A 25,867-nucleotide genomic window follows, 5' to 3' on the forward strand; every position below is an offset into this window, starting at 1 on the left:
AGAGGGGATCATGGCGGCAGATAACGCAACGGCACGATTCTTCGAGAGAGAGATCCGTGCTTTGACGCCGCTCGATCCCGCAAGGGCGGAAACCTTCCTGGCCGATCTTGCGGCGCGCGCCGGAGAAGAGGAACTTACAGGTGTCGTTGCCTTGTTGAAAAAGGCGGAAGCTGTAAGTTTCTTCTCCGCCGTTCTCGATCTTTCTCCATTCATTCGCGAAGCGCTGATCCGTCATCCGCGTATTCTTGATCGCATCGTCGCCAAAGCGCCGGAGGCTGCACTACAGGATATTCTGGCGGAAATCTCCGCCAGTGCTGCAAGCGCGGACGTGACGGAAGCCTCCCTCATGACCAGCCTGCGCGTTTTGAAACGCGAGGCGCATGTCCTGATCGCACTTTGTGATCTCGCTGGCATTTTCAATACGGAAGCAACGACAGGCTGGCTCACCGATCTGGCCGAGGCCTGCACCGGCGCTGCCATCCGGTTTCTGCTGCTTGACGCTGATAGTGCGGGCAAGATCAAACTTCCTGACCGAAACCAGCCCGACAAGGACAGTGGCTGGATTGTTCTCGGCATGGGCAAGTTCGGCGCGCGGGAACTCAATTACTCGTCCGATATTGATCTGATCATCTTCATCGATGAAACCAGACCGGCTATCGGTGATCCGTATGAATGCGTCGAAACTTTTTCACGGCTGACGCGCCGCCTTGTCCGCATCCTGCAGGACCGTACCGGTGATGGCTATGTCTTCCGGGTCGATCTTCGCCTGCGTCCCGACCCCGGTTCCACGCCGCTGGCCATTCCTGTCGGTGCAGCACTTCATTATTACGAAGGGCGCGGCCAGAACTGGGAACGCGCAGCCATGATCAAGGCCCGGCCCGTTGCGGGGGACCGCGAATCCGGAAAGCAGGTGCTGGCGGAGCTCTCCCCCTATGTCTGGCGCAAGTATCTCGACTATGCAGCCATTGCAGACGTGCACTCGATCAAGCGCCAGATTCACGCCCACAAGGGCCACGGCGATATTGCCGTGCGCGGGCATAATGTGAAGCTCGGACGCGGCGGCATCCGCGAAATCGAATTCTTCGTTCAGACGCAGCAGCTCATCGCTGGCGGACGATTTCCCGAATTGCGCGGCAACCAGACGGTGCCGATGCTCGCACGACTGGCGGAGCGGGGCTGGATCACCGAGAAGGCGCGCGATGCCTTGGCAAAGGAATATTATTTTCTTCGTGACGTCGAGCATCGCATCCAGATGATTGCCGATGAGCAGACGCATATTCTGCCGGAAGACGATGAAGGCTTTGCGCGTGTCGCTCATATGATGGGTTATGCTGATCCGGCGGCCTTTTCCGATGTTTTTCTCGATGCGCTCAAGGTCGTTGAAAAGCACTATGCGGCCCTGTTCGAGCAGGCTCCCGAACTTGGAAGCTCATCCGGCAATCTGGTCTTTACCGGCGATGTGGATGATCCGGGCACGCTGGAGACGCTCGCATCCATGGGCTATGAACGCCCGAGCGATATATGTCGCGTGATCCGCACGTGGCACTTCGGGCGTTATCGTGCCACACAATCGGCAGAAGCGCGCGAGCGTCTGACCGAGCTTACGCCCGCTCTGCTCAAAGCCTTTGCCGAAACCAAGCGTGCGGATGAAGCACTCTTGCGTTTCGACGGGTTTCTAAAGGGCTTGCCCGCGGGCATCCAGCTGTTCAGCCTGTTGCAATCCAATCCCCGTCTCCTGAACCTCCTGGTTATGATCATGAGCGCCGCACCTCGGCTTGCTGAAATCATCACCCGTAACCCGCATGTTTTTGACGGTTTGCTTGATCCGGCGATTTTCTCGGAAATGCCGACACGCGCCTATCTGGAAGAACGCCTTCGCGTGTTTCTGGGACCTGCGACCGATTATGAGGAAGTGCTGGACCGGCTGCGCATCTTCGCTGCCGAGCATCGCTTCCTGATCGGTATCCGCTTGCTGACGAGCGCCATTGACGGAGTTCGCGCTGGTCGCGCATTTTCCGATCTGGCCGAACTGATGATCGGTAGGGCATTCGAGGTTGTCGAAGCCGAACTGGAGCGACGCCACGGTAAGGTTAAGGGCGCCAAGGTGGCTCTTCTGGCTATGGGCAAGCTCGGCAGTCGTGAACTCACTGCGGGTTCCGATGTGGATCTGATCTTGCTTTACGATCACGACAAGGAGACGGACGAATCCGATGGCGAAAAGCCACTGGCTCCCTCGCAATATTATATCCGCTTGACCCAGCGGCTCATTGCGGCACTTTCCGCGCCAACGGCGGAAGGCGTGCTCTACGAAGTCGATATGCGGCTGCGCCCTTCCGGCAACAAGGGGCCGGTTGCGACCCATATCGAATCCTTTGGCAAATATCAGCGCAGCGAAGCATGGACATGGGAACATATGGCCCTGACACGCGCGCGCCCGATCCATGGCGACGAGGCCTTTATGGATCATATCAGAAGCGAGATTGACGAGGTTCTTGTCGCCTCTCGCGATGTGAAGAAGATTGCCAAGGATGTGCGCGAGATGCGCGACCTCATCTATCAGGAAAAGCCACCTGCCGATGATTGGGATTTCAAGTTGAAGCCCGGTGGCATTGTCGATCTGGAATTCATCGCTCAGTTTGCCGTGCTGGCCAACAAACTCGACCGGAAGCCGCGTCCCTTGGGTACAGAAGAAATCCTGTCAGCCCTCGACCCGTCCTTTGTTGATCCGGCGCTTGCCGATAATCTTGTCGGCGCCCATCGCCTTTATACCAATCTGAGCCAGACGATCCGTCTGTGTCTTGGAGGCGATGCCAAGCGTGAAGAATTCATACCTGGCATGATCGACCTGCTATGCCGTGCGGCTGACATGCCCGATATAAAACGTGTCGAGCATCACCTGGCGGAAGTCGCCGTTGAAGTGCGGACAAGTTTCGAGAAGCTTTTGAATATTTAGAGCAGTTCCGGCGACTCCGTTTTAACTGGAACCGCTCTAATCAGGCCGCGTGGATTTCCGCACCATGTCCAACGTGACCACGCTTGCGATCAGGGATGCAGACCGAAACCACGGTGCCAACGCCTTCGGTCGAGCGAATGCGAAGCCAGCCGCCGTGAAGCTCAGCCAGTGAACGGGTGATGGCAAGTCCGAGGCCGGAGCCGGTATGGGTCTTGGTGAACTGGTTTTCCACCTGCTCGAAGGGCTGGCCGATCTTCTTGATTGCCGATTTCGGGATGCCGACGCCGGTATCCTGAATCGTCATGAAAAGAGCCGAGCCGGTCTTGCGTGCCCGCACCGTGATCTGTCCGCCATAGGATGTGAACTTCACCGCATTGGAGAGAAGGTTGATCAGCACCTGCTTGATCGCGCGCCGGTCGGCATAGAGCTGCATTGCTTCTTCAATGCGCGTATTGACCGCAATATTCTTCTCATCCGCCTGCAGCGAAATCATACGTACCGTTTCATTGATGAGCGGGCAGAGATCGATCTGCTCACGGTCCAGCGAGAAATGGCCGGCCTCGATCTTCGACATGTCAAGAATATCATTGATGACGTTGAGCAGGAAGTTGCCGCTCGTATGGATGTCGTTGATATACTCCTCATAGCGGTCGGAACCGAGCGGACCGAATGTGCCTGCCTGAATCATTTCCGAGAAACCGATGATCGCGTTGAGCGGCGTACGCAGCTCGTGAGACATATTGGCGAGGAATTCTGACTTGGCACGGTTCGCAGCCTCGGCGCGTTCCTTTTCCTGACCGTATTTGCGGGCAAGTTCGGACAGCTCGCGCACGCGGTCACGTTCGCCTTTGCGCGCAATCGACAGGTCGTGAATGGTCGCCATCAGGCGGCGTTCGCTGTCGACCAGACGTTCCTGATGCAGCTTGAGCTGGGTAATGTCGGTGCCGATGGAAACCAGACCGCCATCTTGCGTACGGCGTTCGTTGACCTGAAGCCAGCGTCCGTCGCTGAGCTGACGTTCGAAGGTCTGGCCACCGGCGCGATTGTGTTCATTGGCCATGCGGCGCTCGAAGGTGAACGGGCGCGTATGGGCATCGACCTCGTTGCGCGGCACGCCGGGTTTCAACGTCCAGACGGGAAGGCCAGCATATTCACTGAACTTGGAATTCGCCATGACGAGGCGATTGTTGGAATCCCACAGGATGAAGGCTTCAGAAATGTTCTCGATGGCTTCGCGGATGCGCATGTCGGCTTCGGCCGTCTGCTGCGCAAAGCGGTGCTGTTCGCTGACGTCGAAAGCAATGCCGACCAGATGAAGATCGCCTTCGCTGGCGATTTCGGCGCGAACGCGCATCCACACCCATGAACCATCGGCATGGCGCATGCGGAAGACGCGGTCAACGTGCGAGATATCGCCCGCGGCAGCCTGTTCGGCGATGGAATAGAGGTCGCCATCTTCCGTGTTGATGATTGCAGCCACATCGCCGAAAGGCAGCACTGCATCCTGCGCTTCGTAGCCCAGCATCTCATACATGGAGCGCGACCAGTAAATGCGACCGCGTGCCATGTCCCAATCCCACAGGCCGCAGCGACCGCGCCCCAGCGCCAGATCGATACGGCGCTGGATCTGGCCGGAAAGGTCGTCGGCCTCGCGAGCTCGCGCCGCTTGGCTGAAATAGGCGTAAAGGATGGCGAACATCACGCCGGTTGTGCCTGCGAAGAGCGTCACATTGAGCGACACTGCCCGGCGCCATTCCGCAAAGATCGTGCTTTCCGGTTCGACGGCGATAACGGAATAGGGCAGGGTCATCGGCTTGGACAAGGCGCCAAAAGCCGGTTCGCCTTGCAGCATGACTTTCAGCACGCCTGCACGTTCTGCAAACAGGAATAGCGGCTGCGCTTCGGTAAGGATCGTATCGACCGGCTTGCCGGACAGATCGGATATCGGGCCGGATATTGCGACCACGGAGGATTGCGGGTCGATGACGGCAAGCGTCATGCCGGACGAGGACAGCCCACGCGAACGAAACTCGGCTATTGTGTCCTGAATATCCTTCGCGGCGATCTGTGCGCCCGCGTCGGTGCCGTTGGCAACACGTTCGATCATCTGTGCAAGATTGGCGGTTGCAGCCGACAGAAATGCCTTATGCTGTTGCTCGATATCTTCCCGCCACGCCAGCATCGAAAAGACGCGCGCTACGCCGAGAATAATCAGAAAGATAATGATGAGCGCTGGAACGAGGCGTCGCAGGATAGGCTCGATTGAGATGAACTTGCCATAGGCCGGACCAGCAAGAAGACTGACATGGCCCGAAAGCTTGCCTTTCCTACTTTTCCGACCGGATTCGCAATGCGTCCCCGCCGGCGCGCCATACGCGTCGGTGCTCGCCATATAATGGTCCCTCGTGAATTCCCTGCGAGTGAAGCGATTCGGAATACGCCACCTCCGAATGTCATCAATGAATCAAAAGTGATTCGCGCTGTCCAGCGAATTCGTTAACGAGGCGTAAAAATCAGGGTTTTCATCAGCCGATTTATTCATGAATCTCAAGCTCTTAAGTGGAATCGATATTGCATCTGATTCGCCTAAAGGCATGAAAAGACTCACGAAAGCTGACTGTCCACCGCCTCTGCGTTCATCAGCATGAAAAGGCTCGTTCCGATTGCCGGTTAAGCAGTCGGAGCGAGCAAATCATCACAACGATCAGGATAGGTCGCGAATCAGGCGAGAGTGCGGTCCACGATATCGCGCAGGTCGGTAGACAGTTTGCCCGCGCCCGAAATACGCGCCAGCGCTGCCCTTGCATGTTCGCGGCGGGTATCTTCAAGCGAACGCCAGGAGCGAAGCGCCGTCAGAAGCCGTGCGGCAAGCTGTGGATTTTCCGGATCGATGGACAGGATCGTATCTGCAAAGAACTCGTAGGCCGCACCATCCTTGCGGTTGAAGCCGGTTGGATTGGATGCCGAGAACGAACCAATCACCGAGCGGACGCGGTTTGGATTGTCGAGCGAGAAGAGGGCGTGTTTCGTAAGATCGTGCACGGCCTGCAAGGCTTCGTCGCCGGGACGGCTCGCCTGCACACTGAACCACTTGTCCATCACAAGACCATCCTTACCAAACTGGCGTTCGAAACTTGCCAGTGCGTCCTTTGCCTCGTTCGTATCACCAAAGCGGTGTACCAGCACGGCCAGTGCCGCGAAGCGGTCGGTCATATTATCCGCATTGGCGAACTGGCTGGTGGCCCGTTTCTGGCTTTTCTCGTGACGGCTCAGATAATCGAGCAGCACGTTCCGCAAGGCACGTTTGCCTGCCGCGCCTGCATCTGGCGAGAAGGCGCCGTCCTGTTTCAGGGCATCGTAGAGCGTGGTGAAATCGCCAGCATAACGGGCGGCAATGGCGTCCACGAAATGGTTTCGGCTGGCGAGAATCGCATCCGGATCGACATTGCTGCCCATTTCGCGCGCGATATCGCTTTCGCTCGGCAGCGTGAGGCAGAGCGCGCGGAAGGCTGGATCAAGCGTTTCGTCGGAAGCAACGTTTCCGGCAAGTTCGATGATTTTATCGTCAACTGCCGGTGCATGACCACCGCGGATACGCTTGGCGCCTTCAAGCAGAGCCTGGTTGAAAATTCCGGTCAATGCATGCCAGCGGGCGACCGGATCGCTGTCGTTCAGGGCCAGGAATGCACGATCATCGTCCGATAGGGGCGCCGACAGGTTTACGGGAGCCGAGAACCCGCGCAACAGCGACGGAACAGAGCGTTCCTTGATGCCATGAAAGACGATCGTTTCGGACGGACGATGCAGATGAATGACGTCGCCGCGCACGTCCCCACCTTCGACGGATGTTGGAACCATATCCTCGCCGTCTGACCCAATAAGACCGTAGGTGATCGGGATATGCATCGGTTTCTTGACCGATTGTCCGGGCGTTGCCCCCAGCGACTGTGCCAGTTCAATCGAGAAGGTTTCCTTCGCAGCATCGTAGGAGAAAGCAGCTTCCACCTTCGGGGTTCCGGCCTGATCGTACCAGAGCGCAAACTGTGAAAAGTCCTGACCGGAAACATCGGCGAAGACCTTGATGAAATCCTCGATTGTTGCGGCTTCCCCGTCATGGCGCTCGAAATAGAGGTCCATGCCCTTGCGGAATAGCTCAGGCCCAATGATTGTGCGGATCATGCGCACGACTTCCGAACCTTTTTCATAGACGGTCGCCGTATAGAAATTGTTGATCTCGCGATATTCGCGCGGGCGTACCGGATGGGCGAGTGGCCCGGCATCTTCCGGGAATTGCTGCGCCTTGAGAATTTTCACTTCGGCGATGCGCTTAACCGGGCGCGAGCGCTCATCGGCGGAGAATTCGTGATCGCGATAGACCGTCAGGCCTTCCTTGAGGCAGAGCTGGAACCAGTCGCGGCAGGTGATGCGGTTGCCGGTCCAGTTGTGGAAGTATTCATGTGCAATCACCGCCTCGATGCCCGCATAGTCAACGTCGGTAGCGGTTTCAGGGTCGGCCAGCACATATTTGTCGTTGAAGACGTTGAGCCCCTTGTTCTCCATCGCGCCCATGTTGAAATCGGAAACGGCAACGATGTTGAAGACGTCGAGATCATATTCGCGACCAAACTTCTCCTCATCCCAGCGCATGGAGCGTTTCAATGCATCCATCGCGTAGAGTGCGCGGCCTTCCTTGCCATGCTCGACATAGATCGCCAGATCGACCGGTTGTCCTGACTTCGTGGTGAAGTGATCCTTCACGACGCCGAGCGATCCGGCAACGAGCGCGAAGAGATAAGATGGTTTTGGGTGCGGGTCATGCCAGATGGCGAAATGCCGGTCCGGCGTGCCTTCGACCGATCCGCTCTCGACCGGATTGCCGTTGGACAGAAGAATAGGAGCGGCTTGTTCGTTAGCGTCAACCCGCACGGTATAGACTGACAGAACATCCGGGCGATCATAATAATAGGTAATGCGGCGGAAGCCTTCTGCCTCGCACTGCGTGCAATAGACGCCGCTTGAACGATAGAGGCCGGATAGCTGGCGGTTGGTGGTCGGATTGATTTCCGTCACGACTTCAAGCGTGAAGCGCTTGCCTTCTGGCAGGTCGCTGATTTCGAGCTGATCGGGCGTTGCGATATAGCTGTTGTCGGTGAGCTGCTTCCCGTCGATGGCGATGCTGACAAGTTTCAGTTCGTCACCATCGAGAATCAATGGCGTACCAGCTGCAGTGCCATCGCGACGCTCAATCGTGAGGGTCGCACGGACGATGGTTTTTTCCGGTTCCAGGGAGAAGTCCAGTTTCGTCTCGGGTATGGCGTATGGGGTCGGACGATAATCTTCGAGACGGAATGTCTGGCCGGTTTCAGTACGCATAGCGAAACTCTCTCCCTGAACTCTCATTGAACTCACGATGTTGGATTCGTACCTAAAATTGTCGCCAAGGGAAACTCAATTCCAGAACAACCAACTGGCCTTTTATGACCGGAGCATTTCCAGCAAAACTGCGAAGCGTCTGCGCGGGGAAATCAGTTCACTGGATTGATTTCTATTCCCGCTTCGATGCGTCGGATAATGCGACAAACAAACGACAGGCGCTTTGCCAAATAATTTTCAGCGGGACCTTTGTGCTACTGGTGCTGTCTCACAAACAGGAATAAGAAAACAGGCGCTCGAATATTTTGGGCGAACCTGCGCTTTGTGTTTTTAAGGAATTGCGTTGTGAACGCTCATGCGAGCGCGCCTGTCGAGGCTGCCCATCTTGAAACCAACCCGATGCTCGGCATCGGTCTCAAAATCGCTTCTGTTGCCGTTTTTGTCGCCATGTCCACCTTGTTGAAGGCGGCTGAAGGCGTGCCTGTCGGACAGTTGATCTTCTTCCGGTCGTTCTTCGCAATCTTCGCTATATTGCTCTATCTGGGGTGGCGCGGGCAGCTTTCTGGCGTGTTCCGCACCCAGAACGGTTTCAGCCATTTCTGGCGCGGACTGGTGGGTGTCTGTTCCATGTCGATGAGCTTTTTCGCTCTCACCAAGCTGCCGCTGCCCGAAGCAATCGCGATCAACTACGCTTCACCACTGATTACCGTCATTCTTGGCGCGGTCATCCTGCATGAAGTCGTGCGGTTTTATCGCTGGAGCGCGGTTCTCATCGGGCTTGGTGGCGTGATGGTTATCATCTGGCCGCGGCTGACGGTTTTTTCCGGCGGTAGTATGGGGCATGACGAGGCCATGGGTGCGTTCGCCGCTCTTGGTGCGGCTATCTTGTCTGCGGTGGCGATGATGCTTGTACGTCGCCTCGTGCAGACGGAACGCACCTCGACCATCGTGATCTACTTTTCCATATCCGCGAGCGTCATTTCCTTGGTGAGCTTTCCTTTTGGCTGGATCGTGCCGAACTGGTCGCAGCTTGCCATGCTGGTCGGTGCTGGTTTTGCCGGGGGCGTCGGCCAGATTCTTCTGACCGAGTGCTATCGCCATGCGCCGATGTCGACGATCGCGCCCTTCGAATACACGTCGATGCTGCTGGGACTAGCCATCGGCTTTCTGCTGTTCGGCGATATTCCGACCTTCGAAATGCTGGCCGGTAGTGCCATCGTCATGGCGGCAGGCGGTTTCATCATTTACCGCGAGCACAAGCTTTCGATTGCGCCCCACAAAGTCAACGCACCGCAGACGCAATGAATTCAGCTTTGACCGGGTGTGCCTTCTGCACGGGGATCGAGCTGCATGGTCTCCGGCGTGGACTGGCCGTCCGGCGTATGGAATTTGTACTCGGTCTTCTGGTCGCTGATCGCCGGGCGCTCGAAGCGACGGATGCGCCAAAAGGCATGCAGGCCGTATAAGCCGTAGGCGATGGCCATGGTTACGAAGAAGCCCGATGCGCCAATCAGATCCATCAACGGGCCGGAAAGGGCAGGCCCGATGACACTGCCCACGCCGTAAATAATCAGCAACCCGCCGGAGACCTTCACGAATTCGCTGGCATCTGCGTAGTCATTGGCGTGAGCGACGTTGAGGCTGTAGATCGGATAAATCACCGAACCGAACAGAAACATCATTGCGTAAAGCGCATAGGGCGAGGTGGGATGGAACAGCACCATCACCATCGACAAAGCAAAGCCGATGACACCGGCGATCACCATGACATAGCGACGATCGACAAAGTCCGATCCTCGTCCGAGCGGGTACTGGAAGATAGCGCCACCGATCATGGCGCAGGCAAGCATTGTGGCGATGCCGAAGGTGGAGAGGCCATTCATCTCACCGTAAATCGCGGCGAGGAAGTTCCAGGTGCCCGCAACGATACCTGCAATCAGCGAGCCAACAGCCGCAGCAGGTGACCGTCGATAAAGTCCCTTCAAATCGAGCGAAACCTGCGTCAGCGGATTGGGTGACTGCGCGCTTGAAAGGGCGGTTGGAAGGAGTGCGCTTGCATAGATGATGGCACAAATGATGAAGAGCGTCTGCGTTCCCGCATCGCCGAACGGCAGGATGTACTGCCCGCAGAGCAGGCCGAGCATAGTGATGATCATATAGATCGAAAAGATGCGACCGCGCGATTCATTGGTTACGCGCTCGTTCAGCCAGCTTTCAATAATCATATAGCTGCCTGCGAGCGAAAAGCCCGCAACGCCACGGAAGATCATCCATGCGACAGGATTGACGACCAGTGCGTGGAAAAGCAGCGCCATCGAAAGCAACGTCGCAAGCGAAGAGAAGACGCGAACATGCCCGACGCGCCGCACCAGATGCGGCACCACAATGCAGCCGATCGTGAAGGCGAGGGAATAGCTCGTACCCATCCAGCCGATGGTCGTGGTCGACCAGCCTTCCATGCCGCCCCGCAGGGGCAGAAGAATACCCGCGAGGCCACCGGCGAGCAGCATCAGAAAGGTGCTTGCAAGCAAAGCGGCTATGGGCAGGAGCTGGCCAGCCATGAAAAACTCCACAGTGAAATCCCATGGGGAAACTGAATTTAGGGCTACTTGTCGCCGAAAGGCGGTTTGGCAAGCGGCGAAATAGAACAAGTTTGCGGCATGTTGGTGACAATGCCGCCTGCGTCGCCTGCCGATGCCACTGAACTAAAAAGATTTCAACTCATCAATTCGGCCAATTTCAGCTTCACAGCCAGAAAATCGCGCCATGCAAAACGCTTTTGTGCCGGCGTTCGCAGAAGATAGGCCGGGTGCAGGGTCGGCATGACAGGAATTTCGAGGCCGTTGGGCGTATGATGAATTTTCCAGTTGCCGCGCAGGCGAAGGATGCCTTCCGTCGCGCCGGTGAGGGCCTTGCCCGCAGGACCGCCCAGGGCAACCAGAACTTTCGGTGAGGCAAGCTCGATCTGTCGTTCGATGAATGGCCGACAAAGTTCCGTCTCAAGCGGTGTCGGCGTGCGGTTGCCGGGCGGACGCCACGGGATCGTGTTGGCGATGTAGACGCTTTCTCGCTTCAGGCCGATGGATTCGATCATGCGATTGAGAAGCTGTCCGGATTTTCCGACAAACGGCAATCCTTCCATATCCTCATCCCGTCCGGGCGCTTCACCGATGAACATGATGTCGGATGACGGATCACCATCGGCGAAACAAAGGTTCTTCGCCGTGAATTTCAGGTTGCAGCCGTCGAATGCCGCAAGCTTCTCCCGCAATTCCTCCAGCGTTGAAGCCTGTGCCGCCGCTTCGCGTGCGAGCGCAATCTGCGCCGTATCGGGAAGGTCGGCTGCGGCTTGAACAGGCTTGCTGGTGGGGGCGGGGGCCGGCGCTGGGCGCGGTTGTTGCTGCCGGGCGCGCTCAGGCGAATTCGGCATCTGCGCCGTTGGCTGCGAAGAGGCAGGGCGTTGAGGCTCTGCAAACCGGTCTATCGGCGTTTCGGAAAGCGGCATGTCAATGCCTGCCTCCGCATAGAAGCGGAGCAAACCTTCAATATCCAGCGTTTCGCGATTATCAGCCATTATCTACCTCACCTCTGAGGTGGCGAATTTTGCAGGTGAATGCAAGAGCCCGGTTTAGATTTAGGGTTCGTTTGGCCTGTTAGTGACAGTTCATACCCTGTTTGATGCGCATATAGCCAGGCAAGGTGCGAACATGGTCCTGACATGACATGAGGACATGCTTCTTCTACCATCACAAACAAATCTTCATCGCGGCTTCTTGAATGGAATGAATTTGACGTTTACGTTAAGGTAAATCAATTTGAGGACGTAGGACGCCTGTTTTGGACAATTGGACGCATTTGCGGCAGTCTCCAACTCTGCGACAGGGTAAGGCAGAATACGGGGAAACGGCGATCTTTTCGTACCGCCAGTGCTGACGGGCAGTCGGTTCATGGGTATTCGCGATTAGATCATGCACAAAAACAATTGGATGCGTCGTCTGGGCTATCTTAGTGAGAAGACGATGTTACACCGGACGGAGGGATGAATGTCTGAAGCCCCAGAATATGCAAACCAGGAGCTTCCCGAACGCGAGAGCATGGAATTCGACGTTGTGATCGTCGGCGCAGGCCCTGCTGGCCTTGCTGCGGCAATCCGTTTGAAGCAGGCGAATCCAGAGCTGTCCGTCGTCGTCCTCGAAAAGGGCGGGGAAGTCGGCGCGCATATTCTTTCCGGCGCTGTCGTTGATCCGGTAGGTATCGACCAGCTTCTGCCGGGCTGGCGCGAGGAAGAGGGGCACCCTTTCAAGACGCCGGTTACTGCCGATCATTTCCTCGTGCTGGGGCCCGCAGGTTCAGTACGCCTGCCGAATTTCGCCATGCCGCCTCTGATGAGCAATCATGGCAATTACATTGTGTCTCTGGGCAATGTCTGCCGCTGGCTCGGCACCAAAGCCGAAGAACTTGGCGTAGAAATCTATCCGGGTTTTGCAGCAACCGAGGTGCTCTACAATGACGAGGGCGCGGTCATCGGCGTCGCCACTGGCGATATGGGCGTCGAGCGCGACGGAACGCATGGGCCGAACTACACGCGCGGCATGGCGCTGCTCGGCAAATATACGCTGGTCGGCGAAGGCGCGCGCGGCTCGCTTGCCAAGCAGCTGATCACCAAGTTCAAGCTCGACGAAGGCCGTGAACCGGCGAAATACGGTATTGGCCTCAAGGAACTATGGCAGGTTGATCCTTCCAAGCACAAGCCGGGTCTGGTCCAGCACTCCTTCGGCTGGCCGCTCGACATGAAGACGGGCGGCGGCTCGTTCCTTTATCATCTGGAAGACAATATGGTTGCGGTCGGTTTCGTGCTGCATCTCAACTACAAGAACCCGTATCTGTCGCCGTTTGAAGAGTTCCAGCGTTTCAAGACGCATCCGGCCATCAAGGATGTCTTTGAGGGTGGCAAGCGTCTTTCCTATGGCGCACGTGCGATTACCGAAGGTGGCTTCCAGTCGGTGCCAAAGCTGTCGTTCCCGGGTGGAGCGCTCATCGGCTGCTCGGCTGGTCTGGTCAACGTGCCGCGCATCAAGGGCAGCCACAATGCGGTTCTTTCCGGCATTCTCGCTGCCGACAAGATCGCCGAGGCAATTACCGCAGGCCGCGCCAATGACGAGCCGGTCGAGATCGAGAACAATTGGCGTTCAAGCCTGATCGGCACGGATTTGAAGCGGGTGCGCAACGTCAAGCCGCTGTGGTCGAAGTTCGGCACGATTGCCGGCGTGGCGCTCGGTGGTCTCGATATGTGGACCAACCAGCTTTTCGGTTTCTCCATCTTTGGAACGGTGAAGCATGGCAAGACCGATGCGCAGTCGCTTGAGCCGGCTGCAAAACACGCGAAGATCGATTATCCGAAGCCGGATGGCGTTCTGACCTTTGATCGTCTGTCGTCGGTGTTCCTGTCGAACACGAACCATGACGAGAACGAGCCTGTGCATCTTCAGGTTCGCGACATGAAATTGCAGCAGACTTCCGAACACGACGTCTTCGCTGGTCCGTCGACGCGTTACTGCCCTGCGGGTGTTTATGAATGGGTGGATGCCGACGGCAACTCCGCAGCTGATCCGCAGGCAAAGGATGTGCGGTTTGTCATCAACGCTCAGAACTGCGTGCACTGCAAGACTTGCGACATCAAGGACCCGAACCAGAATATCAACTGGGTGCCGCCACAAGGTGGTGAGGGACCTGTTTACGTGAACATGTAATGTTTACGTGATGACACGAGAAAAAGGCGGTCTGGGACCGCCTTTTTTATTGCAGCATGACGGACTGGGTTTCCGGTTCTTCTTCATCTGGCCGAACGGGTGGTGGAACGGAAAAATCGAGCCGCACTGGCAGATGATCGGAGCCGGCATCTTCGCGAGCCGAAACCTCCGCCCCTCCGATTTCAGGGCTTACGAGTATCTGATCAATCGGCAGGCCGATATAAGGAGCGAGCTTAACAGGCAGTAGGTGCGTCATCCACGTGCCGCCAATACCGGTCATATGGCGGGTGCCTGAGGCACGTTCGACGCGGCGAACGGCATTGCTCCACGGCGCTGCATTGAAGTCACCGGCGACGACCAGAGGGCCTTTCAGCTTCTGCAGTTCTGGTTCGATGTAGCGGAGTTGATAGGGCTGCCAGCGCGGCCATGGCCATGAAAAGTGCAGTGCTGCGACATGCACGGTCGTTCCGCCGAAATTGATCGGCGCAATTGCGAGCAAACCATCGCCGACACAGGCCGTCTGTGCATCTTCGCTGAAAGGCCGCTTCGAAAGGATGCCCACGCCCCATGTGTTGGGATCATCAGCACAATTGAGATGGTAGGGATAGGAGCCTTGGAGAATGGTGAGCCACTTGGTCCATTGGTCGCTCGCCTCCTCATAGGTGATGACGTCCGGCTTCTCCCGCGCGATCATCTGGAGAATGCGTTTCGGTTCGGGATTGTCTTCGCGCAAATTGATCTGGACGAGACGGTAGCGTGCGCCGCCTTGTTCCTGCGCATGGGCGCCGGTGGAGCCGCTCAGGAAATCGCGTGCAGCACCAACAGTCGTGCTTAGAGCCATGACGGCAAAGAGTAGCAGCATCGCCGCCTCACGCCGCATCTTGGTGAAAAGCAAGGGAATGGTCAGCACTGCCAGCAGGACGGACAGATGAGCTCGAAAATGCGAAAAGGAATCGAGAGCCGGGTGCACCGCTCCAAGAAATCCCAGCACGAGCGGAACCGACAACGCGACAGCAGCCAGCAGCAACAGGAATGAAAGGTTTTCACGGCTTTTCGACATGAAATGCCTCTAGCTATCGAATACGGCGCGATGATGGAGGTGAAGGCAATTGGGAAGTTGGGAAATAAGGCTGTATGCTAAGAGCATCATATGTTGCTAACCAACATATGGCCCTACTGCCTTACTACCCTATTCCCCTAGTGTCACTGGAAAGCCGTCTCGTAGAAGCTGCGAAGCTTGCGGGAATGCAGCCGCTCATCCGGCATGGCCGCGATTTTTTCCATCGCGCGGATGCCGATGCGCAGATGCTGCGCCACCTGCCGCTTGTAGAATTCGGTCGCCATGCCCGGCAGTTTCAGTTCGCCGTGCAGCGGTTTGTCGGAAACACAGAGCAGGGTGCCGTAAGGCACACGGAAACGGAAACCATTGGCCGCAATTGTCGCTGACTCCATATCAAGTGCGACAGCACGCGCCTGCGAAAGACGCTGGACCGGGCCGCGCTGGTCGCGCAGTTCCCAGTTGCGATTATCGATGGTCGCGACCGTGCCGGTGCGCATAATCTGTTTCAAGTCATATCCCTCGAGACCGGTGATTTCCTCGACGGCTTCTTCCAGCGCAACCTGAATTTCCGCAAGTGCCGGCAATGGCACCCAGACGGGCAGATCGTCATCGAGAACATGATCCTCACGCATATAGGCGTGTGCCAAAACGTAATCGCCAAGCTGTTGACTGTTGCGAAGGCCAGCGCAATGACCAAGCATCAACCAGGCGTGGGGGCGAAGCACCGCAATATGGTCGGTTATGGTCTTGGCGTTGGACGGTCCCACGCCAATATTGACCATCGTGATGCCCGAATGGTCGCCCCGTTGCAGGTGATAAGCTGGCATCTGCGGCAGTCGGGGCAGAGGGCTGCCACTGCTTGGTTCGGTCTCGCCCGCGCGCGTAATCAGATTGCCCGGTTCAACGAACTGTTCATAACCGCCGCCGCCTTCTGCCATCAATTCGCGCGCATAGGCGCAGAACTCGTCCATATAAAACTGGTAGTTTGTGAACAGCACGAAGTTCTGGAAATGCGCCGGGCTTGTCGCCGTGTAGTGCGCCAGCCGATGCAGTGAATAATCGACGCGCTGGGCAGTGAATGGTGCAAGCGGCATCGGTTCGCCGGGGGCGGGTTCGAAATCGGCATTGACGATCTTGTCGTCGGTCGCCGCCAGATCGGGTACATCGAACAGATCACGCAGCGGATGCGTGAAGGCGTTGGCGACGGAAGCCTCGACATAGGTGCCTTCCTTGAAGGCAAAATGGATCGGGATCGGCGTCGACGATTCCTTCACGGTCACGGTCACACCGTGATTGCGCATCAGGAGGCGAATCTGCTCGTTCAGATAATGATCGAACAAGTCGGGCCGCGTGATGTTTGCGGAATAATCACCTGGCGTCGAGACATGGCCATAGGCCAGCCGTGAATCCACATGCGCGAAGCTGGACGTGGACAGGCAGATTTCGGGATAATAAGCGCGATAGCGCTGTGGTGGAACCTCGCCGCGCGCAACCTTCTCGAACGCATCGCGCAGGAAGGCGGTATTGCGATCATAGAGCTTTTGCAGGGCGGCAACCGCCGCTCCGGCGTCGTTGAAAACCTCCGGGTCAACGGTGGGAGGTGTTTTGATCTCGGTCAAAAATGGATGTTCGATTCGCTGTGTCATGGCCTAGTGTCGTGATCTCGAAGTTCGCCTGTGTTTCGATATCGTAGTCGTAAGCGAACTTCGAGATCGAAACGACACTAGGAAACCAAGCTGCTAGTGTCCTTTTGATTCTGAAATTTGCATCTCGCTTGATATCATTCTCAATGCAAATTTCAGAATCAGGACACTAGTATAGCAAAACCGATGACCGTTACATGACCCAGTTTATGCGGCGCGCTGCAGGCTTACATAAAGTACGAGGCCGACGCCGCTCATCTGGGAATGCTGGCCGATCTGTGTATAGGCAAAGGTCGCTGCCGGACCGGTGAAAATGGCGGTGAAAAAGAAAACCCGAAGGGCGATTGCGGCGATGGTCCGGGTTTTTTTCATGGCCGCTCTCCGACAGGCTTCTGGGTGAATGCGGCGACAGGTCCGATTACCGGCTGATCCCGATATAGGTTGTACCTCTGGTCAACGAAAATGCTGGCGACAGCGGCAAAGCCAGCGATCATCAGGCAGACAATTGTTAAACGCCGAAGCATACCGGTTGGCCCCCAAAGCCGTTCTGATTTCTGTTCTCCCTCGTCAATTTAGCCATTGCGCCTGAACCCTCCCTGAGAGCGTCGTTCATGCGGCGTTCAAAAATATTGATGTTCCGTTTATTGCGGCGTGTGGCTCTTGTGCCTGCTCGAAAGGGACTTATGTTTCCCATCATTGGAACGCGGGAACATGTCCCGCTCAACGTCAGGATCAGCGGGAGAGAGCCCATGGCCGAACAGACCAAGCCCATCGAGTTGTATTATTGGCCGACACCGAACGGCTTCAAGATCAGCATCATGCTGGAAGAGCTGGGCGTTCCCTACGAGGTCAAGTATGTCAATATCGGCAAGGGCGATCAGTTTCAGCCGGACTTTTTGAAGATTGCTCCTAACAACCGTATGCCCGCCATCATCGATCCGGAAGGACCGGACGGCCAGCCGATTTCGGTGTTCGAGTCCGGAGCAATCCTGCAGTATCTCGGGCGGAAGTTCGGTAAGTTCTACCCGACCGACGAACGCAAGCGCGTCGCAGTTGACGAATGGCTGATGTGGCAGATGGGTGGCCTCGGCCCGATGTCCGGGCAGGCCGGGCATTTCCGTGTCTATGCGCCGGAAAAGGTTCAGTACGGCATCGACCGCTATACCAACGAGGTCAACCGTCTCTATGGTGTGTTGAACAAGCAGCTTGAAGGCAAGGAATACATTACAGGCGAATATTCAATTGCCGACATGGCTTCGATCGGCTGGATCAATGCCTATAAGAACTACGACCAGAACCTGGATGACTTCCCGAACCTGAAGCGCTGGCATGAGACAATGAATGCGCGTCCTGCGGTTCAGCGTGGTCTGCTTGTCGGGAAAGAAGAGCGAGAAAAATCCAATCTGGCGACGGACAAGGAAGCCCAGAAAATTCTCTTTGGCCAAAAGGCACGTTGAACAAACGCTAAAAAGAAAGGGCAGCTTCGAGGCTGCCCTTTCTTATTCTGGATGCCACTGGATATTACTGGCGCGTGAGGCTCTCGCTCTTGCAGATCAAGCCGCCCATCACGCAGCCAGAGAGTGAAAGCGTGTTGCCCTTGACGCTGGCTTTGCCGGTATAGGTTTTGCCCTCGTCGAGCTTATTGACCTCGCCCTTGTAGCTGCCGCCCGTGCCTGACATCGTGCCGATGGACTTGCCTTTGTACTCGCCGGTCTGCACCGTACCGCAGAACTTGTTGGCGCCGCAGGACGCATAGCTGATGATCGTGCCGTTCGGGCGCTTCCACGTGCCGACGATCCCTTCGTCGGCAAGGGCAGGGGCGGCAAAAGTGGCTGCTAGCGTCATTCCAAGAATAAGTGTGCGGATCATTCTTTCCTCCCAAATCGCCGCCAGTCCCGGCTTTGCCGGTCGCAACGATGAAACCGCTGTGATGCGCTTTGAAGTTTGAGACAGAAGCCTCCTCGACCATCCGTCAAACTTACGCAAACGTAAACGTAAACCAGTTTTTGGCGAAGCGGAAGAGGGATATTTGTGTCTCGCCTGGCACCTGAAATACTGCCCTTTTTACACACACAGCCGCTTTCGAATGTTGTCTATAGTTAGCAACTGGTTTCGTTCGACCGTGCGGATTTGAATCGAATTTTTGCAAAAATCCAGCAATCGGCGTCACTTGCATGTTTAACAAAATCCCAAGTTTACCCCTTGTTCGGATTTTGTTGGTTGCTCGTTAAGCATCTGGTTTAACGCGCATTTCAACCCTTTCCCGTAGATTTGAGAGCATGAACGGAACGACAGAGACGGCAGTTTCAAAGCAGTGAAATCAGGCTTTGAAAATAAAGACCGGACGGTTCTCGGGATTTAACAGGGACAGAGAAAAATGGCACAGTTTCAGAGCTTCTCGAATACGCATAACGCAGTCGCACAGGGTCGCATTCTTCTGGAAATGGGCATGAAATTTGCCATCGGCCGTGATTGCGAGATCGACGTGGTGGAAGCCCACAAGTGGTTGAACATTGCCGCCATCCGCGGCAGCGAGAAGGCCGCCCGTATGCGCAATCAGGTGGCAGCGACGATGAGCAAGGGCGAACTGGCAGCAGCGCTGCGCGGCGCGCGTGAGTGGATGACCGCCCACTGACTGGCAAGATAGTTGTTATGAAAAAAGCCGCCTTCAAGGCGGCTTTTTTGTTTTCTCAGCTTATACCGAGATACCGGCCCGGTTTGTGGTTGATTGCGATGATGAGGTTCATGGCAATCGCCCCGATCAGGGAAAGCACCATGTTTTCCCACGGGATAAAGAACAGCGAGATCAGCATGATAAGGATATCGAGGCCGAGCTGAAACCAGCCGGCTCTTATCCCATAAGCGTCCTGCAGATAGAGCGCCAATATGTTGACGCCGCCGACGCCGGAGCGGTGCCGGAAAAGTGCCAGCACACCCATACCCATCAGGGTGCCACCCATGAGTGCTGCGAAGAGCGGATTGACGCTTGAGAAATCGACACTCATGGGCATCAGTCGAGCAAAGCCCGACATCATGGCCACGGCGACGAAGGTTCTGATAGTGAACGCCCAACCCATTCGACGCACGGCGAAATAATAGAATGGCAGATTGATCAGGAAATAGAGCAATCCGAATTCCGTGCCCGTTGCATACTGGATGAGAAGGGCGATACCAGCAGTACTGCCGGTCATCAGCATAGCCTGACTATAAAGCGTAATGCCGAGCGCAATGAAGGACGTGCCGATCAGCATAGCCATCGCATCTTCATAGAGGCGGTGACGGTCGAATGCGGCGGCTTTCGACGCATCGATGAGCGGGGCGGCGTTATCAGCGATATCGGCCACGTGGAAACTCCAGAACAGCGAGAAGCCGGTAATCCGGCAAATAGATTACGGTGCCGGACTGAATTCCGGCTTGTCATGCATTCGCGCTGTGCAGAGGGTTGGGTCAAAGCACGCGGCGTCAAGTCTTGGGAGACGGTTAAATATAACAGCCGTTTTGACGCTTCGCACGGCTTGAAAGATTGTTATTTCACGGTCGTGTTTGTAGATTTATCGCGATTGCGAAGGCTGTTTGTTTTGATTTATTTCGTGCGTCATCTGCGCGAGGAAGCGTTTGACGTCATGAGGGCTGCGCAAATGACGCTTGGCGAGATGCTGAGGCGCACTTTCCAGAAAGGCCAGTGCGCGAATGCGACCGTTCTTGCGATAGCCTGCCACCCATTTCAGGAAGTCCCAGTCGAAACGCTCCACACAACCTTCCGCCATATCCGGGCGTGAGCGTCCGTAATGGATTACGGTTCTTTTGAGTACGCGCCACAGGCGACGCACAGTCGAGATATCGAGAAAAACGAGCGTATCGGCTCGCGATGCACGATAAATCATAGTTTCGCTATGATTGCCTTCGAATATCCATGTGTCCTGATCTGCTGCTTCGTTGGTGAGACGGCTGATCTCGTCACGCGGGCGCATCGTCCAGCACGGCTGCCAGTAGAGGGTATCGATATGAATGACCGGTAAACCGGTAATCTCGCCGAGCGCACGTGCCAGGCTTGATTTTCCCGAACCGGCGCCGCCTATGATCATGATCCGCTCTATCACCTGCATCGTCTCCGGATTTTAACTCTGTTCGAATAAAAATCGGACATGAGGCAGGAAGTACTATAATTTTACTTCATGGCACCTGCATGACCATAACGAGCAAAGAAAGCCCGTTAGAAAATTTGTATTGGAGCTGAAGGTAATATTGACCAAATGATTGACAGTCAACTTTGCGGAGCGCAATGTTGGCGTATAAACGGAACGGGTCAGAGCAACAATGACATCTACCGTTCCTCTATAGTAGTAAGATCGCAAGGCGTAAAAGTGCCGAGTGATCGAAAGAGCTGCATTCGATAGGGAGTGACAAGATGTCAATTCGAACCATCACCGCCATGGCCGGCACAGCCATCATCATGAGTGCTGCTGCATTTGCCTTTTCATCGCCTGCTAATGCGCTGACGATGAAAGAATGTAGCGCAAAATATCAGTCTGCCAAAGATGCTGGCACGCTTGGTGACATGAAGTGGAATGATTTCCGCAAGGCGCAATGCGGTGATGATGCAGATGCTGCCGCAGCACCGGCAGCTCCAGCCAAAAAGGCAACCAAGAGTGCAGCCGCCCCTGCCGCAGACGACAGTGCCAAGGGCCTGACAATGAAGGAATGTAGCGCGAAATATCAAGCTGCCAAAGATGCTGGCACGCTTGGCGGTATGAAATGGAACGATTTCCGCAAGGCGCAATGCGGTGCAAATGCCGCCGCAGCTCCTGCACCTGCTTCTCCAGCTAAGAAAACGGCAAAAAGCACTGCTGCTGATGACAGCGCCAAGGGCTTAACGATGAAGCAGTGCAGCGCCAAGTATCAGGCGGCAAAAGACGCTGGTGTTGACAATGTTGCAAAATGGAACGATTTCCGCAAGGCTGAATGCGGACCTGGTGCAGATCCAGTTGCCTTCAGCACCGACGGTACCAGTGAACCAACTGCCCCAACGGTTGCGGCGCCCAGAGGCGTCAAATTTCCAACGGCAGTTTCTGCAAAGTTTTCGAACGAATCAGCTGGCAAGGCTCGTATGCACACCTGCCTCGAGCAGTATTATAGGCTGAAAGATGCCAATGCATTGGGTGGTTTGAAGTGGATTCAAAAGGGTGGCGGTTACTACAGCCTCTGCAATGCACGCCTGAAAGGCAATTCCTGATTTGATCAGGATTATTCGAATAAGAAGGGGCCTATTTTCCCCTTCTTATTTGGTTCGTGAGAACCAGCCCGCGACCGCGACTGCGAGCCAGCCGAGTATCATCAACGATCCACCTATCGGCGCGGCCATTGGAAAGAGCCGGTCGCCTATCATATCACGCATGAAGAGGTCGCCGCAGAATAAGGCGAGACCGATCACAAGTAATGCGCCGCCCAGATAAGCGGTACGGCTGAACGGTACAATGAGAGATAGCACCAGAAATGCGGGCGCATGGCCGAGGAGCAGGGGAGCGATGTTGCCCAGATGGTTCTCTCCACCATGGGCGGCTCCCGCATAAGCGGCAATTGCAAGGGCACCGCACAGTCCGGCAAGCGTGCTGAAAAGAATGTTGGGATACTGGCTATCGGATCGAATCTGCATCTATGGCTCCACCGTTCAGGCAGTTTCACGAGTATCTGCGTGTTTGCGCGCATCCTCCAAAGCGGCGGGTAGGGCAGCTTCAAAGAGATCGAGCTGCTCATCGATGCCGACGCTCACGCGAATACAGCGGTCGAGAACCGGTGCCCCGGGTTTGCGCACGAAGATGTCACGCGCGATTAGCTCGTTGAGAACTGCTGTGGCGAATGCTCCATCCTTACCGCAATCGACGGCAACAAAATTCGTGGCAGATGGGACGGTTGTAAGGCCGTTCGCCTCGGCAATTGCTACAATTCGGTCTCGCCCGGTAATTATTTTAGCGACCACATCGCGTAGATATGCCTGATCCTTGAGGGCCGCAATAGCTGCTGCCTGCGCAAGACGGTTCACTGCAAAATGATCGCGAATCTTGTCGAACGATTTGATGGCTTCGGCGCTGCCGACAACATAACCACACCGGATTCCTGCCAGACCGTAGGCCTTGGAGAAAGTGCGCATTCGCAAAATGTTCGGACGGTCGGTTTCAAAAGGCGGGAAGGCGGACGCAGGCCCTGTTTCGCAATAGGCCTCATCCAGAATGAGGAGGGTGGTTTCAGGAACGCGCTCGATGAAGGATTGAATGTCCGAACCCATATGCCAGGTTCCCATCGGATTGTCCGGATTGGCGAGGTACAGAATTGCAGCATCTTGCTTGCGGGCCGCATCGAGCAGGCCGTCGAGGTCCGATTTGTCGTTGATATAAGGAACAGTAACCAGGTTTCCGCCATAACCCGCAACGTGGTAGTTGAAGGTTGGGTAGCCGCCCAGCGAATTGATGACCCTGTCACCTTCCTGAACATATTGTCTGACTACCAGCCCGAGCAAGGCGTCGACACCTGCTCCCGGCATAATGTGTTGCGGCTTTACGCCGTGATGTACGGCAATGGCATGGCGCAGTTCATAGTTTTCAGGATCGCCATACTTCCAGATTTCGCTCGTTTCGGTCCGAATTGCATCAAGGACAGACGGCGCTGGACCAAAACTGCTTTCATTCGCGCCGACCCGTGCCTTGAAAGGCTTTCCGCGCTGTAGCTCCAGCGTTTCGGGGCCGGTAAAAGGAACAGTAGAAGGCAAGCTTGCGACGAGTGGTGTAAGGCGAGGCGATCCCATGGCGATTTCCAGTCGATTCTCAGTCCATCAACGTGTGAGGAGGGCAGTCGAAGAGCTGGAGAAAATCTTATCCACCTACGCCTGTCCAGCTCGGAAGGCATAGCAACTTGTAGTGACTGGTGCCATCACAATGATTCTAGTCGATTGAATAATCCAAGCGAACGATCAGGCTTGCTGCCCGCCGATCGAGTTAAACGATAAGGATCTGCAGAGTGAAACGGGTCGGAACCCGAACATCTGCACGCCTCAGGCGCGCGTGCGCACCGTCGGTGTCTCACAACCACAAGCACAACGCGCAGTGCCGGAGCCATCAAAAACGCCTGTCGATCTGATTGAATCAGATCGACGTTCCAAGCATTCAACCATATCGCACCTTGTCCGAAACCGGTTTACCCATTCCGAGATGCGTTTTAGTGGACCTCGAGCACTTTCACGCATGAATCGAGATCATGTGTCGCCAAATGGGCGTAACGCATGGTCATCTGGAGTGTCTGGTGTCCCAGCCACATCTGAACACGACGGATATCGATCCCGCCCCGGACGAGACGGGATGCGCAGGTATGACGTAAAATATGCGGAACGACCTGATCGTCCGTACCAAGACCGACTTCCATCTTCGCTTCATTCCAGATCTGGCGGAACCGGACCTGATTGAGCATGGAGAAGGGGCCTTTGAGCTTCTCATGCGGGATATGTGCAGCCTTGCGGGCACGGCGGGTGAGTGGGACAGTGCGGCTGCGATTTGATTTGGTGAGCCAGAACGTAACCCGCTGATCTTGAACATCGTTCCAGGTGACACCGATTGCTTCTCCAAGGCGGCAGCCCGTGTCGACAAGAAAAAGGGAAAGCCGATAACTGTCTTCACAGCGCGACTTGATCGCGGCGAACAGGCGCTTTTCTTCCTCATATTCGAGGAATCGAATACGTCCCACACGCTCCTTCTGCCGGACGAATTCCGGTAGATTAAAGATATCTCCCATCTTGTGCGCCTTTCGCAGCAGCTTGCTCAGCGCAGCCATCTTTCGATTGATGGTTGCATTGCTGTTGCCACGCTCACGAAGCGAACCGATGACGGAATCAAGCATTTGCTGATCGAAACCTGAAAAGCGTTCGCCCTTCAAAATCTCATCAATCTCGCCGAGAAACGACTTCACATTATACTTGTGTGATCCATCATCCCACAGGATGTTGACATATTTCCCCGTCAGTTCCGCCACCGAAAATTGCTCGACAAGCCGGTGGTTCGGACTTTTGCTGGATGTGTACTTTAAGTTGTAGTCGACTATCGGCGCAAACTTGTCGCCTGTGTCGATCTTCGTTTCCCCAACGACGATCATTGCACGCCCCCCTTCTTCTTGTAGGACGTACAACTAATGAAATAATTCCCGGAGCACAAGATAAGTGAACTAACTTTATGCGGAGACATGATTGGACCTTTCTAAAAGACCATGTTTGCCCCCAGCTTTCTGTCGTCCCCGAATTCCCCTCGTTTATCGATCCTTTTCGAAATTCCCTGTTCGAAAGGATCGTGTCACTTAATCGTAAGCGGTGTTTCAAATGGATGAGCGCCAACGGTTTCCCGTTGGCGCATTTTTTCAACGTCGTTCTTATTAGAACGAGCGCTGGAAGCGAAGCATGCCCTGGAATGCATCCTTGGTAACACGCAGAGGATGGTCATCGTCCCAGCGGGTGTAAGAGACTTCAGGCGTAATGGTGAAGCCCGGAACCAGCTGATAGGCAACGTTTGCGGTAACTGCGGTCTTGCCCCAGTCTTCGTATGCAGCCTGCACGTTGATGACAGCCTTTTCAGAGGCCTTGTACTTCAAGCCACCCCAGACGGNGAACATAATCGTTGACAACGTAGCCTTCGCCGCCTTCTTCCAGAGCAACAGTTGCCGAGAAGCCGTTGCCGCCAGTGAAGGTGTAAGAAATCTTGCCAGTACGATAAGCACCTGCAGCTACAACATCGTCGTTGATGACATCGCCAAGATAGCCAGTGAACGTATGGAACGACGATTCGTCGAGACCTACGCGAAGGCCGCCCAGTTCGATGTAAGCGAATTGCAGCGTGGTCGACTGACGATCAGCACCATAGCCTTCAAAACCGGTGTCACCGAGATTGCCTGGAACGGCATCCCACTGAAAGCGGTTTTCGGTAAACGTACGAAGAGTACCCAGTTCCGTTTCAGTCGCAGTATGCGTGCGCAGTGCGAAACGTGCACGCTTCACCCAGCCACCCAGTTCAACGCCGGAGTAGGCATCATCGCCACCCTTTACGTCGTAACGAAC

General features: G+C 55.7%; 19 protein-coding genes and 1 pseudogene. 6 read left to right on the forward strand and 14 right to left on the reverse strand.

Annotation, left to right across the window (positions count from 1 at the left end; translation table 11 throughout):
* Positions 1–10: 10 nt before the first annotated feature.
* A complete protein-coding gene (locus tag CES86_RS00735; RefSeq protein WP_094513280.1) occupies positions 11–2,953 on the forward strand; it encodes a bifunctional [glutamine synthetase] adenylyltransferase/[glutamine synthetase]-adenylyl-L-tyrosine phosphorylase in 2,943 nt (980 codons plus the stop codon).
* A 40-nt stretch (positions 2,954–2,993) separates the two neighbouring features.
* Here CES86_RS00735 and CES86_RS00740 read toward each other — a convergent pair whose 3' ends face one another.
* Complete coding sequence (locus tag CES86_RS00740) at positions 2,994–5,345, reverse strand: PAS domain-containing sensor histidine kinase (RefSeq protein ID WP_094513281.1); 2,352 nt, start codon at positions 5,343–5,345, stop codon at positions 2,994–2,996.
* A 329-nt stretch (positions 5,346–5,674) separates the two neighbouring features.
* On the reverse strand, positions 5,675–8,326 hold the full coding sequence (pepN, locus tag CES86_RS00745; RefSeq protein ID WP_094513283.1) for an aminopeptidase N: 2,652 nt from the start codon (positions 8,324–8,326) through the stop codon (positions 5,675–5,677).
* Between the two features lie 399 nt (positions 8,327–8,725).
* Between pepN and CES86_RS00750 the strand changes: the two genes are divergently transcribed.
* Positions 8,726–9,631 (forward strand): DMT family transporter, encoded by a 906-nt coding sequence (locus CES86_RS00750; RefSeq protein ID WP_275982702.1) that lies wholly within the window; start codon positions 8,726–8,728, stop codon positions 9,629–9,631.
* 2 nt (positions 9,632–9,633) lie between these two features.
* On the opposite strand, the gene CES86_RS00755 is transcribed toward CES86_RS00750, so the two are convergent.
* Positions 9,634–10,887 (reverse strand): MFS transporter, encoded by a 1,254-nt coding sequence (locus CES86_RS00755; RefSeq protein WP_010661607.1) that lies wholly within the window; start codon positions 10,885–10,887, stop codon positions 9,634–9,636.
* 155 nt (positions 10,888–11,042) lie between these two features.
* Positions 11,043–11,900 (reverse strand): uracil-DNA glycosylase, encoded by an 858-nt coding sequence (locus tag CES86_RS00760; protein WP_094513285.1) that lies wholly within the window; start codon positions 11,898–11,900, stop codon positions 11,043–11,045.
* 469 nt (positions 11,901–12,369) lie between these two features.
* On the opposite strand from CES86_RS00760, the gene CES86_RS00765 reads away from it, so the two are divergent.
* The gene (locus tag CES86_RS00765) at positions 12,370–14,076 is read left to right on the forward strand and encodes an electron transfer flavoprotein-ubiquinone oxidoreductase (protein WP_094513286.1); all 1,707 of its coding nucleotides are present in this window, start codon (positions 12,370–12,372) and stop codon (positions 14,074–14,076) included.
* A gap of 46 nt (positions 14,077–14,122) precedes the next feature.
* Here CES86_RS00765 and CES86_RS00770 read toward each other — a convergent pair whose 3' ends face one another.
* The 3 genes from CES86_RS00770 to CES86_RS27370 form a co-directional block, all read right to left on the reverse strand.
* Complete coding sequence (locus CES86_RS00770) at positions 14,123–15,136, reverse strand: endonuclease/exonuclease/phosphatase family protein (RefSeq protein ID WP_012092431.1); 1,014 nt, start codon at positions 15,134–15,136, stop codon at positions 14,123–14,125.
* 143 nt (positions 15,137–15,279) lie between these two features.
* Positions 15,280–16,782 (reverse strand): AMP nucleosidase, encoded by a 1,503-nt coding sequence (locus CES86_RS00775; RefSeq protein ID WP_094513288.1) that lies wholly within the window; start codon positions 16,780–16,782, stop codon positions 15,280–15,282.
* A 204-nt stretch (positions 16,783–16,986) separates the two neighbouring features.
* Positions 16,987–17,151: a hypothetical protein gene (locus tag CES86_RS27370; protein ID WP_167387075.1), complete on the reverse strand. Its 165-nt coding sequence runs from the start codon at positions 17,149–17,151 to the stop codon at positions 16,987–16,989.
* A 377-nt stretch (positions 17,152–17,528) separates the two neighbouring features.
* Here CES86_RS27370 and CES86_RS00780 point away from each other — a divergent pair, with 377 nt between their 5' ends.
* Positions 17,529–18,236 carry a glutathione binding-like protein gene (locus CES86_RS00780; RefSeq protein WP_010661612.1) on the forward strand — a complete coding sequence of 236 codons (708 nt, stop codon included), beginning with the start codon at positions 17,529–17,531 and terminating at the stop codon, positions 18,234–18,236.
* Positions 18,237–18,300: 64 nt separating this feature from the next.
* On the opposite strand, the gene CES86_RS00785 is transcribed toward CES86_RS00780, so the two are convergent.
* A complete protein-coding gene (locus CES86_RS00785; RefSeq protein ID WP_010661613.1) occupies positions 18,301–18,648 on the reverse strand; it encodes a DUF2147 domain-containing protein in 348 nt (115 codons plus the stop codon).
* A 508-nt stretch (positions 18,649–19,156) separates the two neighbouring features.
* Here CES86_RS00785 and CES86_RS00790 point away from each other — a divergent pair.
* Complete coding sequence (locus tag CES86_RS00790; RefSeq protein WP_094513289.1) at positions 19,157–19,414, forward strand: hypothetical protein; 258 nt, start codon at positions 19,157–19,159, stop codon at positions 19,412–19,414.
* A gap of 55 nt (positions 19,415–19,469) precedes the next feature.
* Here CES86_RS00790 and CES86_RS00795 read toward each other — a convergent pair whose 3' ends face one another.
* A complete protein-coding gene (locus tag CES86_RS00795; protein WP_094513291.1) occupies positions 19,470–20,123 on the reverse strand; it encodes a YitT family protein in 654 nt (217 codons plus the stop codon).
* A 207-nt stretch (positions 20,124–20,330) separates the two neighbouring features.
* Positions 20,331–20,864 (reverse strand): P-loop NTPase family protein, encoded by a 534-nt coding sequence (locus tag CES86_RS00800; protein WP_235691885.1) that lies wholly within the window; start codon positions 20,862–20,864, stop codon positions 20,331–20,333.
* Positions 20,865–21,187: 323 nt separating this feature from the next.
* Between CES86_RS00800 and CES86_RS00805 the strand changes: the two genes are divergently transcribed.
* Positions 21,188–22,012: an antifreeze protein gene (locus CES86_RS00805; RefSeq protein ID WP_094513292.1), complete on the forward strand. Its 825-nt coding sequence runs from the start codon at positions 21,188–21,190 to the stop codon at positions 22,010–22,012.
* A 45-nt stretch (positions 22,013–22,057) separates the two neighbouring features.
* Here CES86_RS00805 and CES86_RS00810 read toward each other — a convergent pair whose 3' ends face one another.
* The 4 genes and pseudogenes from CES86_RS00810 to CES86_RS00825 form a co-directional block, all read right to left on the reverse strand.
* The gene (locus CES86_RS00810) at positions 22,058–22,432 is read right to left on the reverse strand and encodes a DUF423 domain-containing protein (protein ID WP_094513293.1); all 375 of its coding nucleotides are present in this window, start codon (positions 22,430–22,432) and stop codon (positions 22,058–22,060) included.
* A 15-nt stretch (positions 22,433–22,447) separates the two neighbouring features.
* On the reverse strand, positions 22,448–23,578 hold the full coding sequence (locus CES86_RS00815; RefSeq protein WP_094513295.1) for a pyridoxal phosphate-dependent aminotransferase: 1,131 nt from the start codon (positions 23,576–23,578) through the stop codon (positions 22,448–22,450).
* Between the two features lie 410 nt (positions 23,579–23,988).
* Positions 23,989–24,915 carry a tyrosine-type recombinase/integrase gene (locus CES86_RS00820; protein ID WP_029925277.1) on the reverse strand — a complete coding sequence of 309 codons (927 nt, stop codon included), beginning with the start codon at positions 24,913–24,915 and terminating at the stop codon, positions 23,989–23,991.
* A gap of 273 nt (positions 24,916–25,188) precedes the next feature.
* Positions 25,189–25,867: pseudogene (locus tag CES86_RS00825) on the reverse strand (porin); the annotation flags it as partial.

It is taken from the genome of Brucella lupini (genome assembly GCF_002252535.1).
GTDB lineage: Bacteria > Pseudomonadota > Alphaproteobacteria > Rhizobiales > Rhizobiaceae > Brucella > Brucella anthropi.

What these genes read in the sequence shown, in the direction of transcription:
- CES86_RS00735 (WP_094513280.1), top strand. Translation starts at nt 11, where the DNA reads ATGGCGGCAGATAACGCAACGGCACGATTCTTCGAGAGAGAGATCCGT.
- CES86_RS00740 (WP_094513281.1), bottom strand. Translation starts at nt 5,345, where the DNA reads ATGGCGAGCACCGACGCGTATGGCGCGCCGGCGGGGACGCATTGCGAA.
- pepN (WP_094513283.1), bottom strand. Translation starts at nt 8,326, where the DNA reads ATGCGTACTGAAACCGGCCAGACATTCCGTCTCGAAGATTATCGTCCG.
- CES86_RS00750 (WP_275982702.1), top strand. Translation starts at nt 8,726, where the DNA reads ATGCTCGGCATCGGTCTCAAAATCGCTTCTGTTGCCGTTTTTGTCGCC.
- CES86_RS00755 (WP_010661607.1), bottom strand. Translation starts at nt 10,887, where the DNA reads ATGGCTGGCCAGCTCCTGCCCATAGCCGCTTTGCTTGCAAGCACCTTT.
- CES86_RS00760 (WP_094513285.1), bottom strand. Translation starts at nt 11,900, where the DNA reads ATGGCTGATAATCGCGAAACGCTGGATATTGAAGGTTTGCTCCGCTTC.
- CES86_RS00765 (WP_094513286.1), top strand. Translation starts at nt 12,370, where the DNA reads ATGTCTGAAGCCCCAGAATATGCAAACCAGGAGCTTCCCGAACGCGAG.
- CES86_RS00770 (WP_012092431.1), bottom strand. Translation starts at nt 15,136, where the DNA reads ATGTCGAAAAGCCGTGAAAACCTTTCATTCCTGTTGCTGCTGGCTGCT.
- CES86_RS00775 (WP_094513288.1), bottom strand. Translation starts at nt 16,782, where the DNA reads ATGACACAGCGAATCGAACATCCATTTTTGACCGAGATCAAAACACCT.
- CES86_RS27370 (WP_167387075.1), bottom strand. Translation starts at nt 17,151, where the DNA reads ATGAAAAAAACCCGGACCATCGCCGCAATCGCCCTTCGGGTTTTCTTT.
- CES86_RS00780 (WP_010661612.1), top strand. Translation starts at nt 17,529, where the DNA reads ATGGCCGAACAGACCAAGCCCATCGAGTTGTATTATTGGCCGACACCG.
- CES86_RS00785 (WP_010661613.1), bottom strand. Translation starts at nt 18,648, where the DNA reads ATGATCCGCACACTTATTCTTGGAATGACGCTAGCAGCCACTTTTGCC.
- CES86_RS00790 (WP_094513289.1), top strand. Translation starts at nt 19,157, where the DNA reads ATGGCACAGTTTCAGAGCTTCTCGAATACGCATAACGCAGTCGCACAG.
- CES86_RS00800 (WP_235691885.1), bottom strand. Translation starts at nt 20,864, where the DNA reads ATGATCATAGGCGGCGCCGGTTCGGGAAAATCAAGCCTGGCACGTGCG.
- CES86_RS00805 (WP_094513292.1), top strand. Translation starts at nt 21,188, where the DNA reads ATGTCAATTCGAACCATCACCGCCATGGCCGGCACAGCCATCATCATG.
- CES86_RS00810 (WP_094513293.1), bottom strand. Translation starts at nt 22,432, where the DNA reads ATGCAGATTCGATCCGATAGCCAGTATCCCAACATTCTTTTCAGCACG.
- CES86_RS00815 (WP_094513295.1), bottom strand. Translation starts at nt 23,578, where the DNA reads ATGGGATCGCCTCGCCTTACACCACTCGTCGCAAGCTTGCCTTCTACT.
- CES86_RS00820 (WP_029925277.1), bottom strand. Translation starts at nt 24,915, where the DNA reads ATGATCGTCGTTGGGGAAACGAAGATCGACACAGGCGACAAGTTTGCG.